Annotated in this window: 8 protein-coding genes and 2 pseudogenes; 7 read left to right on the forward strand and 3 right to left on the reverse strand. The window is 46.5% G+C overall.

The window, feature by feature from the left end:
* From AC9UG7_RS09755 to AC9UG7_RS09765, 3 genes and pseudogenes are all read left to right on the forward strand, one after another.
* Positions 1–2010, forward strand: a pseudogene (locus AC9UG7_RS09755) (heme utilization protein); the annotation flags it as partial.
* 93 nt (positions 2011–2103) lie between these two features.
* Positions 2104–7827 (forward strand): hypothetical protein, encoded by a 5724-nt coding sequence (locus tag AC9UG7_RS09760; protein WP_509587106.1) that lies wholly within the window; start codon positions 2104–2106, stop codon positions 7825–7827.
* An 80-nt stretch (positions 7828–7907) separates the two neighbouring features.
* Entirely contained in the window at positions 7908–9731 is a 1824-nt protein-coding gene (locus tag AC9UG7_RS09765; protein WP_509587109.1) for an O-linked N-acetylglucosamine transferase, SPINDLY family protein, read from the forward strand.
* Here the strand turns inward: AC9UG7_RS09765 and AC9UG7_RS09770 are convergent.
* A pseudogene (locus AC9UG7_RS09770) lies at positions 9702–10001 on the reverse strand (IS30 family transposase); the annotation flags it as partial. The gene AC9UG7_RS09765 and the pseudogene AC9UG7_RS09770 sit on opposite strands and share 30 nt — an antisense overlap.
* A 355-nt stretch (positions 10002–10356) precedes the next feature.
* Between AC9UG7_RS09770 and AC9UG7_RS09775 the strand changes: the two are divergent.
* The 4 genes from AC9UG7_RS09775 to AC9UG7_RS09790 are packed head-to-tail and all read left to right on the forward strand — an operon-like array spanning position 10357 to position 13779.
* Positions 10357–10614 carry a hypothetical protein gene (locus AC9UG7_RS09775; protein ID WP_509587112.1) on the forward strand — a complete coding sequence of 86 codons (258 nt, stop codon included), beginning with the start codon at positions 10357–10359 and terminating at the stop codon, positions 10612–10614.
* Between the two features lie 10 nt (positions 10615–10624).
* Positions 10625–11758 carry a glycosyltransferase gene (locus AC9UG7_RS09780; RefSeq protein ID WP_509587115.1) on the forward strand — a complete coding sequence of 378 codons (1134 nt, stop codon included), beginning with the start codon at positions 10625–10627 and terminating at the stop codon, positions 11756–11758.
* Positions 11759–11762: 4 nt separating this feature from the next.
* Complete coding sequence (locus AC9UG7_RS09785; RefSeq protein WP_509587117.1) at positions 11763–13067, forward strand: O-fucosyltransferase family protein; 1305 nt, start codon at positions 11763–11765, stop codon at positions 13065–13067.
* A 22-nt stretch (positions 13068–13089) separates the two neighbouring features.
* Entirely contained in the window at positions 13090–13779 is a 690-nt protein-coding gene (locus AC9UG7_RS09790) for an FkbM family methyltransferase (RefSeq protein ID WP_509587119.1), read from the forward strand.
* 9 nt (positions 13780–13788) lie between these two features.
* On the opposite strand, the gene AC9UG7_RS09795 is transcribed toward AC9UG7_RS09790, so the two are convergent.
* Together AC9UG7_RS09795 and AC9UG7_RS09800 are read right to left on the reverse strand one after the other, a co-directional pair.
* A complete protein-coding gene (locus tag AC9UG7_RS09795) occupies positions 13789–14619 on the reverse strand; it encodes a glycosyltransferase family 32 protein (RefSeq protein WP_509587122.1) in 831 nt (276 codons plus the stop codon).
* 13 nt (positions 14620–14632) lie between these two features.
* Positions 14633–15100: a hypothetical protein gene (locus AC9UG7_RS09800; RefSeq protein WP_509587125.1), complete on the reverse strand. Its 468-nt coding sequence runs from the start codon at positions 15098–15100 to the stop codon at positions 14633–14635.
* Positions 15101–15344: the final 244 nt, after the last annotated feature.

Genomic DNA, 15344 nt, shown 5'->3' on the forward strand with positions numbered 1-15344 from the left:
GCAGCGGTCACGTCTGCACAAATCACTGCCTTGACCACAGCGCAGATGGCGTCGCTGACGACAGCGCAAGTAGTCGCCTTGGGTACGACGCAGGTCAGCACCTTGACCACGTCGCAGTTGGCGTCGCTGACCACAGCGCAGATGGCTGCCATGGAGACCACAGACTTTGCAGCGGTCACGTCTGCACAAATCACTGCCTTGACGACAGCGCAAATGGCGTCTCTGACGACAGCGCAAGTAGTCGCCTTGGGTACGACGCAGGTCAGTACCTTGACCACGTCGCAGTTGGCGTCGCTGACGACAGCGCAGATGGCGGCGATGGAGACCACAGACTTTGCAGCGGTCACGTCTGCACAAATTACTGGATTGACCACAGCGCAAATGGCTTCGTTGACGACAGCGCAAGTAGTGGCCTTGGGTACGACACAGGTCAGCACCTTGGCGACCAAGCAACTGGCGGCGCTGACGACCGCGCAGATGGCGGCGATGGAGACCACAGACTTTGCAGCGGTCACGTCAGCACAAATCACTGGACTGACGACAGTGCAGATGGCGGCATTGACGACAGATCAGATCGTGGCCTTGGGTACGACGCAGGTCAGCACTTTGACGACCAAGCAACTGGCGGCGCTGACGACAGCGCAGATCGCGGCCATGGAGACGGCCGACTTGGTGGCTATCACCACAGCGAACATCAGTGGATTGACGACAGCGCAAGTGGCTGGAATGGGCACAGCCCAGGTCAGCACCTTGACCACCGCACAGTTGGCGTCTATGACAACAGCGCAGATCGCGGCGATGGAGACCGCAGACTTGGCAACCATCACCTCGGCCAGCATCACAGCCTTGACGACAGCGCAAATGGCGTCGTTGACGACAGCGCAAGTAGTCGCCTTGGGTACGACGCAGGTCAGCACTTTGACGACCAAGCAACTGGCGTCGCTGACGACAGCGCAGATCGCGGCGATGGAAACCACTGACTTCGCAGCGGTCACGTCTGCACAAATCACTGCCTTGACCACAGCGCAAATGGCTTCATTGACAACAGCGCAAGTAGTCGCCTTGGGTACAACGCAGGTCAGCACCTTGACCACGTCGCAGTTAGCGTCGCTGACGACAGCGCAGATCGCAGCGATGGAGACCACAGACTTTGCAGCTGTCACGTCAGCACAAATCACTGGATTGACCACAGCGCAAATGGCTTCGTTGACGACAGCGCAAGTAGTGGCCTTAGGTACAACGCAGGTCAGTACCTTGGCGACCAAGCAACTGGCGGCGATGACGACCGCGCAGATGGCGGCGATGGAGACCACAGACTTTGCGGCGGTCACGTCTGCACAAATCACAGCACTGACAACAGCGCAGATGGCATCCTTGACAACAGCACAAGTAGTGTCCTTGGGTACCACGCAGGTCAGCACTTTGACGACCAAGCAACTGGCGGCGATGACGACAGCGCAGATCGCGGCGATGGAGACGGCAGACTTGGCGGCCATCACTTCTGCCAGCATCACTGCATTGACGACAGCGCAGGTAGTGGGACTGGGTACAGCCCAGGTCAGCAACTTGACGACATCTCAACTGGCAGCGATGACAACAGCGCAGATATCAGCCATGGAGACCGCAGACTTGGCAGCGGTCACAACCGCGCAAATCACTGGTTTGTCAACCAAGCAAATCGTTTCCTTGACCACGGATCAGGTCGTGGGATTGGGCACAGCCCAGGTCAGCACCTTGACAACATCACAGTTGACTGCGATGACAACGGCGCAGATCGTGGCGATGCAGACGGATGATTTTGCTGCCATCACGTCGGCACAGATAAAGACGATGACAACAGATCAAATTGAAGCGTTGACAACGGCACAAGTGGTTGCCCTGACAACACTGCAAGTAGTTAATTTAACTACAGATCAGTTGGTCGCGCTCACATCGACTCAGGTGGCGGCGATGGAAACCCGAGATTTGGCGGCCATCACAACGGCGCAAATATCAGGACTTTTATCGTAGTCAACTAAAAGAAAGGGCAAAAATTGTAAATTTTTGCCCTTTCATGCCGATGCAAATCCATGACTTGGTATTTCCAAGTGCTTGGAGAATTTGATGGCTACAGCAATTTCAGGTATTTCCGGCCTTACGGTGGCCGGTATAAGAGCGTTGGCAACCGCTGACATTGCTTTAACGACCGCTGAAATCTCATCATTGACAAGCGTTCAAATCGCGGCGATGTCAACGGCTCAGGTTGTAGCTCTCAACACAACTGCAATCAGTAGTTTGAGTACCAGTGCAATAAATAGCTTTTCAGTCAATCAAATATTTGCATTAATCACTGCGCAAATTGCAGCCTTGACTACACAGGAAGTGAATGTATTAAAAAATACCCAAGTTGCTGCATTAGGTACCAATCAAGTATCGTCATTGACAACGGACCAAGTGGTTGCGCTGTCAACCGGTCAATTTTCAAAATTGACAACATCACAAGTCGCAGCGATGACAACTGGACAAGTTGCATCTATTGAATCAGATGATTTATTGAGTTTGTCGAGCATTCAAATCGGGGCGCTGAAAACATCACAATTGAATGCTATCAGCGCTAATGATTTCAGTAATTTGAAAGCAAGCCAAATCAAAGGGCTTTCCACAGGTCAAATGGCTGGACTGACAACCGATCAAGTGGTGGCTATCACGACTGATCAAGTGAAAGTGTTAACAACTACGCAAATTGCCGCATTAAGTTCGACACAAGTTGTGGCTATGGAAAGCGAAGACCTTGCGCTGTTATCAACCGCACAATTCAAGAGCTTGTCAACAAGCGTTATCGCAAATATCACAACAGCACAGTTGGCAAATATAAGTACCACCCAACTCACTAGCCTGACATCACAACAAGTGAGCAGTTTAAATACATCCCAAATAGTGGGACTGTCTACCAATCAATTCAGTCAATTAACAACTACGCAAATACTGGCTTTAAATACCAAGCAAATAGCTTCGATTGAAACTGACGATTTAGTCACCTTAAATTCAACTCAAATCAAACTATTGACCACAGCGCAAGTTGCTGCATTCAATTCATCACAGTTGGCATCGTTGAGTACGCAGCAAGTTTTTTCATTGGGCACAAATCAAATTGCGGCATTGAGTACAGCTGCCATCATAGGCTTAGAAACTAATGACCTGGCGGCTTTAACCACAGATCAAATCAATAGGTTGCAATCCTCTCAACTTGCAATATTGAGTACTGCGCAGATTGTCACCTTATCGACTGCTCAAATCCAAAATCTAAGTACCTCACTGGTCAGCGGATTAAGCACCTCCCAAGTATTGGCCTTGACATCAGATCAGGTCAATGCATTGTCCACCAAGCAAGTCGTAGCACTAGGTAGTAAACATATTGCAGCAATGAATACGCTGGCTATTTCAATATTGAGTTCAGAGCAGCTCAAAGTAATGAATAGCAGTCAATTGTCAGCGATGACCACTGATCAAATTGTGGCGCTGACATCTATACAGATTTCCAAACTCAGCACCTCCCAGTTAAGTAGTTTGACTGCTGCACAAATTCGTGTATTTGAAACCGATGATTTGCTAAGTCTGTCAACGCTACAGTTGAGCAAATTAACAACTGGACAATTGAATGGTTTAACAACCGATCAGATCAGTTTAATAACCACTGGTCAATTGGCAGGACTGGGCACAGGACAAATCAGCTTTTTGAATTCTGCTCAGATAGTTGCATTGACAACTGAGCAAGTGAGTAATTTCAATTCCAGCCAAATATCATCATTCACCAGCGGTCAAATAGCTGCACTTGAATCAGATGATTTGATCAGTATTTCTTCGTCTCAAATCCAAGCGCTGAAGACTTCTCAATTAGCTGCAATGACTACAGCTCAGACCCGCAATTTGACATCCACACAAATTGCAGCCTTCAACAGTGCACAAGTCATGGGTCTGACAAGTACTCAGATCAAAACATTCACCACAGATCAGTTAATAAGTTTGAGTACGGCTCAGCTTGCCTACTTATCTACATCGCAATTGGCTGTTATCAGCACAGATCAATTGCAAGGATTCACCACGGCTCAGTTATCAAAGCTGACGACCAATCAGATTGCTTCATTGCTGACAGCGCAATTGGCTGCTATGAACACGGATCAAATTGGAAACTTACAATCCAATCAATTGTCTGCTTTAACTACTGCACAAATCTCAGCCCTTAAGACCGATGCAGTTTCTGTGATTTCGACGGCTCAAATAGCGGGCTTAAAGTCAAGTCAATTGTCTGTTTTGAGTCTGGATCAATTGGATATGTTGTCTACAGCGCAATTAAGAGCGCTGAACACAACGCAAATCAGTGGTTTCACAGTCAACCAAATAAAAGGCTTGTCAATCAATCAAGTTGCAAACCTAACGACCAACCAACTGTTGAATTTATCCTCGACTCAGTTGGCAGCCATGGAAGCTGTTGATGTGGCAGGTTTAAGTGCGTCTTCGGTTGCTTTACTGACCAGCAAACAAATAGGTGTATTGACGACAGAGCAAATAGCTGGATTGACGACACTTCAGATAAGCAATTTGTCAACCAAACAGCTGAGTGGGATCAGTTCAGCACAACTTGGTGCAATTGAAAACGAAGACTGGGTGGCATTAGGGACTGGTCAATTGGTATCACTCAGTACCAAACAATTGACTGGCTTAAGTCAGGAGCAATTGCTTGTAATGAAAACCGCCCAAATCAAAGCGTTGACCACGGCACAAGTGTCACAATTCAGTACCAATTTGATGGCTTCATTGACTTCATACCAATTGAAGGCGATGACGACAGTGCAACTCACCAGCCTGAGTTCGCAGCAATTTGCTGCGGTTGATCCCGCAGTCATATCCACTTTGGCTACAGCACAGTTGACGTCCCTAAGCGCATCCCAATTGTCGGGTTTAAGCGGTGATCAAGTGATTGCTTTAAGTACTGCGCAATTGACTAGTTTTTCAGCGACACAAATGTCTTTGATTGGTGCCACATTAACCAATTCACTGTCTACCAGTCAACTGTCTCAAATCACTACAACGCAGTTATCTTCTTGGTCCAACGCACAGTTGGCCGCATTTTCTCGTGATCAATTGCAATCATTGAGTACAGATCAATTTTTGAGCATCAAAAGCAGTCAAATTGCCGCGTTGACCACGGCGCAAATGCAAGCTCTCAATACATCACAGATACAGTTACTCACCACAGATCAATTGCGGGGTCTGACTACCAGTCAAATTTCCTCGCTCTCAAACAATGCAATTACCAACTTAACTACCAAGCAATTTGCTAATTTACGCGCACTGCAGATCATTGCTTTAACAACCGATCAAATTTCCAATATAACAACTGCTCAAATCGTTACTCTGTCAACCGCAACCATGCGTGGTATGAGCACCGCTCAAATCAAAGCATTAAGCAGCGTTCAAATCAGCGCCATGAATTCTGGTCAATTGGTTAAATTGAGTACGGATCAGTTAACAGTGATTGACAGTGAAGATGTGGCGGCATTAACAACAGCGCAATTAGGCTATTTATCCACCAATCAATTCAGTTCTTTGACTGCATTGCAAATAGCAGGATTGAGTTCTACTCAAGTACTTAACCTAAGTACATCTCAACTATCACTTCTTTCAGGTGCTCAAATAAAGGCCATAGAGACTCAAGATTTGGTTGCTTTAGGCACAGGCATTCTTAACTTGAGTACCGATCAATTCAAGGCATTGAATTCTGCGCAATTTGGCGCATTCACTACCCGTCAAATAGCTGCTTTGGAGTCATCTCAATTGTCGTGGATGAGTGCCAGCCAATTTTCTAATTTATCGACGGATGCAATAGCCGCTTTATTGACTACCCAAATCGCCAATTACGTCAACTCTACGCAAATAAAGGGAATGTCAACCGCCCAACTGACTGCACTGACTTCGTCACAGGTGGCGGCATTGACCACGTCGCAATTGAAATCAGGGCTGACGACGGCACTGGTATCTGCCTTGTCAACATACCAAATCAGCGCCCTCAATAGCGTTCAGCTTTCAGCGATGAGCGGCGCTCAAATTGCAACATTCTCAACGGATGAGATTGCCAGCATGACCACCAAACAACTCGGTGGATTAACTTCTGCACAAGTCGCGAATTTGACGACAGATCAATTTGCCGCACTGAGCAGCTTACAGATTACCAATTTGACTACTTCGCAGTTAGTGGGCATGTCAGCAAGCCAGATGAAAGCCATTAAAACAGATGACCTGGTCACATTGACAACGGCCAGTATCCGCGAGTTGACATCAACACAGTTAGCTGGATTGAGCACTGCACAAGTTGCGTCGCTTACCACCACCCAATTTGCTGCGCTGACTTCTGCGCAATTAGCCGCTTCATTGTCATCATCCATGATCAGAGCTTTGAGCACAGGTCAACTGCAAACAATCTCATCAACAACCTTGGCTTCACTGACTTCATCGCAAATTTCCGCGCTAACCACCGATGAATTGATTTCTTTAGCCACGTCTCAAATTGCTGGATTTACTACCTCTCAAGTTACTGCACTCACTTCTGAGCAACTGGTGGCAATGACAACTTACCAAATATCTAATCTCAACACTTTGCAATTGACAAGTTTGAGTGCTGCACAAATTAAGTCTATAGAGACTTCAGATCTTGCAGCCATCACGGCTTCAAATTTTGCCGCCTTAAAAACCAATCAAATTGCTGGTTTATCTATAGATCAAGTAGCGTCTTTGACTACTGATCAAGTGGATGCGATGCTGACATCACAGTTAAGTAGCTTCAGCACCGCAATGATTCGTGCATTGAGACAAGATCAATTTTTAGAACTTTCTTCGCTTCAACTCAAGTCGTTGAGTAACACGCAAATTTCTGCAATAGAAATTGAAGATTTGGCAATGATTGCAGGTAACTATTTGGATGGATTTAGCTCGAGTCAATTGGCGGCATTTACAACCGAACAATTGGCTTCAATTTCAGCCGATCAATTGACCAGTTTGTCCACATGGCAACTCAGCGGTTTAAGTGCTTCACAGCTCAAGTCATTAACCGTTGAAAATATCTCAGCAATGTCGACTTCGCAATTGGTGGCTTTGAAACCTTCACAAATGTCGGGTTTGTCGGTTGATCAAGTCACATCACTTACAACCGACCAAATAAAAGTGTTGACTACTTCACAGCTGGTGGGTGTATTGAGTACATCGATGATCCAAGCGTTGAACACTGCGCAATTCGCACAGTTGACTACCAGTCAGATACAGTCCTTGTCGGCAAGCCAAGTGGCTTCTATGGAAACTGTCGATTTAAATAGCCTATCGACAGCACAAATAGCGGCTTTGAAAACATCACAACTAGCTGCTTTAAGCACCCTCCAAATTGCAGCACTAAGCACTTTGCAAGTGAGGAACATGGGTACTTCACAACTGGTTTCTCTCAGTGTGGCTCAACTGAAGGCCATAGAGACTACTGATGTGGCAGCCTTGACATTAACCCAACTGTCAACAATGAAATCTTCTCAATTGGCCGCATTAACTACAGATCAGATCGCAGCATTGACAACAGACCAAGTACGCAACTTAACCACTTCCCAGTTGTCTGCTTTGTCCACGGCCCAAGTCTCAGCCATAGATTTCACGAAAATAACTGCGTTGACAAACTATCAATTGGTGAATATGACAGTTGCTCAAGTTAAAGCGCTATCCTTGGATCAGATCAATGCAATGTCGGATGTGCAGACAAGTGCATTAGCCAGTGTCCCCACGCTATTGGCGGCAAACACCTACTTGTCCTGACGGTTGATAACAAGCCAGCATTAGGCTCTGGCTTGTTTTTTGCTTGTGTCTTTGGAGATTAACTGTCAAAGAACATTCGCATGCTAAATCCGTCATCAATGCAGCAAACATTTGTGAGCAGCTTGGCTCTGGCTGAAAACGGCCAAATGACTATGGCGCAGCTTTTCTCATTTTCTGATACTTTTCAATCAGAAGGGCATCCAGAATTAGCTATTGAATTGTATAAATGTTGGACCTCGCACACTGCTGATCCCAATAAAGTGCTTGCCATGTTTAACCATGGCTCACTGCTACAAAGCACAGGTCAAAGCGAGGAAGCGGAAAAAATATACCGCGAATGCTTGGTGTTACGGCCATTTTTTGCCCAACCTTGTATCAATCTTGGCTTGATTTTGGAGCGAAGAGGGGAGCGGGAAAAAGCTATCTTGGTTTGGAAAAGCTTGGTTACGCAAAAGAATACACAAGAAATCATCAGTGACGAATTAAAAGTCACTGCTTGGAACCACATGGGCCGAGTTCATGAGGATTTAAAGCAATACGAACAGGCACAGGTGGCGCTTACGCAAAGTTTAGCCCTGAATCCAAAGCAGCCTGGGGTCATTCAGCATTGGGTGCATATCAGGCAGAAATCGTGTGAATGGCCTGTCTACAAGTCCCTACCTGGTATTTCTCGTCATCAGATGCTCATGGCAACTTCTCCATTGGCCATGTTGGCGCTGACGGATGATCCGGTACAACAGTTATTGACTGCCCATGCGTTCGTGGGACGAACCTATAGCTTCAAAGAAGAAAACCTTTGCGAAGGAAAAAAATACAAGCACGAGCGTCAAAGAATTGGGTATGTATCGGGCGACTTATGCGTTCATGCCGTGGGTTTGTTGATGGCGGAATTGTTGGAAGGACATGACAGATCTCAATACGAAATATATGCATACGATTTCAGCGTAGAAGATGGGACATCACATCGAGAACGACTGAAAAAATCGTTTGATACGATCAGATTCGTGCATTCCTTGACGGACAAGCAAGTGGCTGAAGTTGTGTTGCATGACGAAATTGATGTGCTCATAGACTTGCATGGCTTGAGTTCAGGCGCTAGACCAGGCATATTTGCATTGCATCCCGCCCCATTACAAGGAACCTATCTTGGATTCATAGGTACTACTGGCATGCCTTGGTTTGATTTTGTGATCACAGATGAAAAGGCTTTTCCGAAAGAACTCGAACCGTATTTTGCTGAAAAACCTTTGAGGTTGAAAAGCAGCTTTATTCCCTTAACGCCAGATACAGATCCACCATTAACCATCACAAGAAAACAATGTGGCTTACCGGAGGAAGCCTTTGTCATGGCCGCTTTTGGTAATTCCTACAAAATTACGCCTGATATGTTCAATATATGGATTAATTTATTGAATGAAATACCCACTTCAGTGCTCTGGTTGATTGACGATAATGCATTGACAACCAGAAATTTAAAATTGCACATAGCTAAATTTGGAGTAAATACAAAAAGAATAGTTTTTTCTACCAGAGCAAATTACGAAGAATACAAACAAAGATTAAAGCTTGCAGATGTTTTTTTGGATACCTTTCCTTATAACTGTGGATCCACCACAAATAATGTTGTGCAAGCGGGGTTACCCATGGTTACTATGTACGGTAAAACCATGGTCTCTCGAATGGGATTAAGCATACTAAGTAGTATCAGCATGTCTGATTATTGTGTTGACGACAAAGATAAATATGTTCAACGCGTTAAAGAAATTTCAAAATTAAGTAAGGATGAAAGTATTGCGTTAAAAAATACAATTAAGTTATCTAGCGGGAAAAAAGTATTATCAAAAGAAATTGAAAATATTATAAAAATGGCGGATTCAAGTTCGAAGTGCAACGCGCTTGAGTGATTGATGAAGCACCTCTGAGGGTATTTTGAATCCCAATCTTTTTCTTGATCTGATATTCAATCTGTTTTGAATCATTCTAATTTCCTCATCGCTGACTGTGGACATGGCTCGTTTCTTTGGAATGTATTGGCGCAGCAAACCGTTGAGGTTTTCATTGCTGCCCCGTTCCCAGCTGGTAAATGGTCTGGCAAATTAGGCCGTGCTTTGAAGTTGTTTATCAATATGCGCATGCCCCGCAAACTCTTTGCCGTTGTCAAAGGTCAGCGTCTTACCCTGAGTTCTGAAAGACTCAGGGGGAGGCGATTTTTTGCCACACCATGCCTGCACTGTGTCGTATTTGCCATAGGCAGTGGTGGAGTGCTTGCTGTCTTGGAGTTTTCTTAAAAATTATTTTAAGAACAACATATAGTCATTAAGAATTCAAATGAATTGGATTGATCAAGATCGAATTGCAATACATGGTGAATTCATAGACTGGTGCGCTATTTGCTTGCAAAATGGGTTCAATCACTTTCATTGGTCCCATGAACGCGCCAAACCTTGCTCTAGATAGACAGCCACCCCTACAACCGTGGATCCACCACCAGAGATGTACTCAATGCCGGTGTTCCCCTTGTCACCTTGAGTGGCAAAACCATGGTCTCGTGCATGGGGGGGCAGTATTTTGACCTCGCTGAATTTGAGCGAATGGATTGCCCACGATTGGCAAAATTACGAAGACAAGGTGGTACGTCTGGCGTCACACCCCGATCAACGCATACACATCAAAAACGATTTGCGTCAACGCCTTGCCAGCGTTCAACAGCAGCCCCATCGCTTGGCACGCTCCATCGAAAAAGGGCTGGTCCATTTTCACCGTAATAACCCCGAATTGGCCTCCTAAAGACGCTTCCATGACCATAACCACACCCCCTCAAACACTGCGCATCGAAGGCTGGCGCGGTATCAGCCACTCTTACGCTTTGGTTAACCAGTTTCAAATGCTGGCCTTTCAAAAACAGGGCATGGTGCGGCTTCAGCATGTGGACATGCCCTTCATCATGGCGCATTGGGGACAGGGGCAAAATTCAGCCGGTTTTTCACCCGCCGATCAAAGTCTGTTGGAGAACCTGTCCCAACCTGTGATGGCGCAAGCGGTTTACAAAATATATGCTCCATTGGAATTGAGCACGCAAACGAGCTTGCCCACGCTGACCTTTGTGGTGACTGAATTTGGTTTGGACACCGACGCACACCCTGAAGGGTTTGCCAAAGAATATGCGGCCAGGGGCGGGCAGATTCACACGCCCAGCCAGTGGAGCAAGCAGCGTTTGTTAGCCAATGGCGTGCCAGAACACATCATCCATGTGATACCCCATGCCGTAGACGAGGCGTATTTCTTCCCTATGGACGCCCAGGGCATTGCCTTGAACCGGCAAAACATGGGTCTTGATGAAGACGATGTGGTCTTGTTGAATGTGGGCACCCACCATTGGAACAAGGGACTGGATGTATTGCTGAAATCATTTGCAGCAGCACGTCAAAAAAACCGTCGTTTGCAATTGATTTTGAAAGACCAGCGTTCCACCTATTTGATGAATTCAGAAACTTATGTCTACCAGATTCTGAGTGAAGCCGGCCTAAACGATGCAAACCTGTTGCCTGCGATTCGCTTGATCTCAGGACACCTCAATTTGTCGCAACTCAATGCCCTCTACAACGTGGCAGACGCCTATGTCACGCCCTACCGTGCAGAAGGATTCAATTTGCCAGCTTTGGAGGCGCAGTCCTGCGGCACGCCCGTGGTGGCAACGCGCGGCGGTGCCACAGACGACTTTTTGCAAGGCGACCGATACCACCCTGTTGATGGCACGTTGATAGAGAATGCATCACTCAAAGAGCATTTGACCGTCAATGCCTATATAGAACCCGATACTGAGCAAATCGCTGACGTGTTGGCCAACTTGGGACGAAAAAAAGCCATGTCGCAACCTGTTCAGCGCATCACCTGGACGGATGTATGTCACCAATTGTTGGAAGTATTTTGACGCCATGAGCAAAGCTTCTTTTTTTATTTTTTGTGACGGGGGTATTGGCAACCGCATCAATGCCTTGCTAGCAGGTTTGGCTGTGGCCAAGCATTTTGATTTGACTTACCAAGTACATTGGCCCATCAATAATTGGTGTGCGGCCGCTTTTGAAGATATTTTTGATACCCCCATGCCTTTGAGCGTGGCCTCGTTGAAAGACCTGCACGGGCAATTGAATGAGGCCGTCATGCTGCTGCACGATGAGATCGCTTCAACGGCTTTGGGGGTGGAATTTGCTTCGGCCTATGACTATGCGTCGTTGTCTGATTTTCAAGCCAAGGCATTGCGTCAAGGCCAAACCGTTTTCTTCTATCCTGCTTTGATGCCTGATTGGGTGCCTATGTCGGCCATCCGCGATGAATTGAAAGCCTTGGAGTTTGCCGCTCCAATTCGAGCGCAAGCCATAGCATTCATGCAAAACCATTTGCAAGGCCCTTTCCATGGCATCCACTTGCGTCGCACCGACTTGAATGTGGGTTTGACCGATTTGGAAGTGCAAACTTTGGTCATGCAACACCCCGATGCACGGTTTTATGTTTGCTCAGACGATCCAGTGGCCGAAGCCTTGGCCAGTGCGCATCCCCATGTTCACAGCCGACCCAAGTTGCACCATGTAGAGAAGAAATCAACAGGCGATTGGACCCAAACGACGGCGGATGATGATGGCCGTATCTACAACGGCAACATCCAACGTGGTCGTGAATCGGTGATGGAAGCCACCATCGACATGCTGATCTTGGCCCAAGCACAAATTGTGGGGTTTTCTGGCTCCACCTTTCAAAGAATGGCCAGACTCATTGGCGAGATTCATCCTTTGTTAGACTGGCCACAACCCTCTGCGCTACCCTTTGTCAGTTCGCGTGAAGTCAAGCGTCAATTGCAGGCAAGGGCCGTGCCTTTGAGTGCTTTATTGCAAACATGCAATCTGGTGGGTGTCAGTGGTCGGGTAGACCAGGCCATCGAGCTGTTGCAAGAGGCCAGCAAGTTTTTCACTGGCCCAGATTTGCTTGAACTTGGCCACACATTGGCAGTGTTTCATTTGAACCAGGGACAAGCCCATCTCGCTCGTCTGCACTTAGCCCATGTGTTGCGCTTCGAACCCCATCGCTCGTCGTCTTGGCTGCATTTGGCTTATGCCCAGTGGTTGCTCAATGAGGCAGTTCCAGCCTTGCAATCTCTGCAAGCCTTTAATCAGTGCAAACCCAACTCGATGCAAGCTTCCGATCAGGCATTGCTTGATTTCTTACGACCTCGCCTGGCCGCTTGATGCCAATTTTTGAAAGAACCTGATGAACCATCCACAATCTGCGCAGACTCCTCACAACGCCTATTCAGGCTTTGACTTTGGTGAAGAACTGAATGCCATGCACATGTTCAATTTGATTGGTAAACACAGCCCGTTGATTTTGGAAATTGGTGCTAATTGCGGGCAGTCCACCATTACTTTTTTAGAGCAAATGCCGCATGCCAAGGTACATTGTTTTGAACCTGACCCCAGGGCCATTGCCAAATTCAAGGCTATGATTCACCATTCTCAGGTGCAATTGATCGAGGCTGCTGTGGGTGCCAATTCGGGTGTGGTGATGTTCAACCAAAGCTCAGGTGCTGAGCATATTGACCCCGCAGGCTGGGATCATTCTGGTTCGATTCGCAAGCCCAAATCCCATCTGCAGGTGTTTCCAGGCGTGAAATTTGAAAAACAAATTCCTGTGCCAATGATCAAACTGGACGACTGGGCGCGTGACAACCAAATTGGTGAGGTGGACTTCATCTGGGCCGATGTGCAGGGTGCAGAAAGCGACTTGATTTTGGGTGCACAAGAAACTTTGCAAAGAACTCGTTACTTTTACACTGAGTTTTCAGACGACGAACAATATGAAGGTCAGATTAACTTTGAAACACTCAATGCCTTGATGATGACGCTGAGTTTCAAGTTGTTACACAAATACCCTAATGACGCTTTGTTCGTCAAGGTTTGAAAGTTGAGCTTAAAGGACCAACACCTCGGTGTTGGCTTTTCTAGCGTAGTAATCAGTGTCTTGCAAGTAGACACTTTTCTCGGGTTCGGGAATGCTTTTGAATACCGCCAAGCGGTTGAAATCATAACTGAGTTGGTACATGGCTTGTCCGCTGTTAACGTACTCCCAAACGGCCTGGGTAAAAATGACAGGCCCGCTGAAAGATACCACCGCATGCAGCACGTTTTCGAATTTTCGGTTGGCATAAAACGCTGAATTTTCAACAATCAACTCAATCACTCGCCCCAATATGGGGTGACCAGGTCGAAAGGCCAGCAACCATTGCAAGGCAATGTTACCGGGGCAAATCAGCAGATTTTCTTGGTAATTTTTTTGTGCAAAGAAAGGGCCGCAGGGCCATCCTTCGTGCCAAGTAAAGTTGCCTAATACATTTTCTTCAAATGACACCATTTCACCCACTTGCGCAGGAATCGAATTCATATTGAATTGAATTTCCGAGTCGATGTCGAGGTAAATGCCGCCCTTGGAATACAAAACACAGTAACGCCAAATGTCTGCTTTAGAAGGACCAAATTTGGCGCCTTGGTAAATTTTGAAAATAGGGTGATGCGACCAATGCGTCTGCATGAAGTCGTTCATGGCATCGTCGTCGTAAAAATAAAAATCAAACTCTGGATGAAGGCTTCGAAACACCTCGATGCGATGTGCATGCGCGGTGTCAAACATGGATGTTTTATAGGTTTGAAAAAACTGCTTGGGGATCAAAGGGGAAATGTTGGAAGCAACACTTGAAAGCGTGTAAAGCCCTTTGATGTCCACCAATGTCGCCGTGTGATTCATGCTGGTTCCTGCTTTATTGTGAAAGCTGTTGTTCACTCATGGCGTTGACCAACTGATGGAGTGAATTCAATTCAGACTTTAATTCATTTGAATCAGGATAATGCTGCAAACCCAAGGTCAGCAGATTTAATGCTGCTTCATACTCCATGCGTTGTTTCAAAGCATGTATCAAAACTTGATAGGTGAATGCATCTGTTCTTTCTTCTCTAGCGGCAAGAAGTTGCAACAAGTACTCGATGACTGATTCCCAGTCTTCACGGATGGTTGCCAATAAGCCATTGATGGCTAGCATGTCTTCGCTTTCAGGGTAAAGTGCCAGGCTTGCATCGCCCAATGCGTGTGCCAATTTGTGATGTTCAGGTTCAGCCAGCAAGGACTGAATCGCCAGACGAATTTCTTCAGGTTCAAATCGTTTGATCAAGCCTTGTTCAAAAAACGCTACTGCCTGATTCGGGTCGATGAGCTGTTGATAAAGAGACATGTTTTACTCCAAGGCAGACAAAGATCTTTTGTCTATTGAGGTAATAAAGCAATATCTGTTCCCAAGGTATTGACCATGTGTGGCCTACTTTTGCCGCTTTTTTGCGGCTTGAAAGCCCTTCCACTGCTGACTTATCGTCAAAGATCCGTCAAATTTGCCGCTCTGTGGTAACAACTGTCCCATAAAACATGGCACGGAATTTCAAAAATAAATGAGTGACCTGCCCCCTCTCAACTGTACCAAC

It is taken from the genome of Limnohabitans sp. (assembly GCF_046052765.1).
GTDB lineage: Bacteria > Pseudomonadota > Gammaproteobacteria > Burkholderiales > Burkholderiaceae_C > Limnohabitans.

Bases quoted from the DNA above. Each gene is read 5' to 3' on its own strand.
- AC9UG7_RS09760 (WP_509587106.1), top strand. From the start codon at position 2,104: ATGGCTACAGCAATTTCAGGTATTTCCGGCCTTACGGTGGCCGGTATA.
- AC9UG7_RS09765 (WP_509587109.1), top strand. From the start codon at position 7,908: ATGCTAAATCCGTCATCAATGCAGCAAACATTTGTGAGCAGCTTGGCT.
- AC9UG7_RS09780 (WP_509587115.1), top strand. From the start codon at position 10,625: ATGACCATAACCACACCCCCTCAAACACTGCGCATCGAAGGCTGGCGC.
- AC9UG7_RS09785 (WP_509587117.1), top strand. From the start codon at position 11,763: ATGAGCAAAGCTTCTTTTTTTATTTTTTGTGACGGGGGTATTGGCAAC.
- AC9UG7_RS09790 (WP_509587119.1), top strand. From the start codon at position 13,090: ATGAACCATCCACAATCTGCGCAGACTCCTCACAACGCCTATTCAGGC.
- AC9UG7_RS09795 (WP_509587122.1), bottom strand. From the start codon at position 14,619: ATGAATCACACGGCGACATTGGTGGACATCAAAGGGCTTTACACGCTT.
- AC9UG7_RS09800 (WP_509587125.1), bottom strand. From the start codon at position 15,100: ATGTCTCTTTATCAACAGCTCATCGACCCGAATCAGGCAGTAGCGTTT.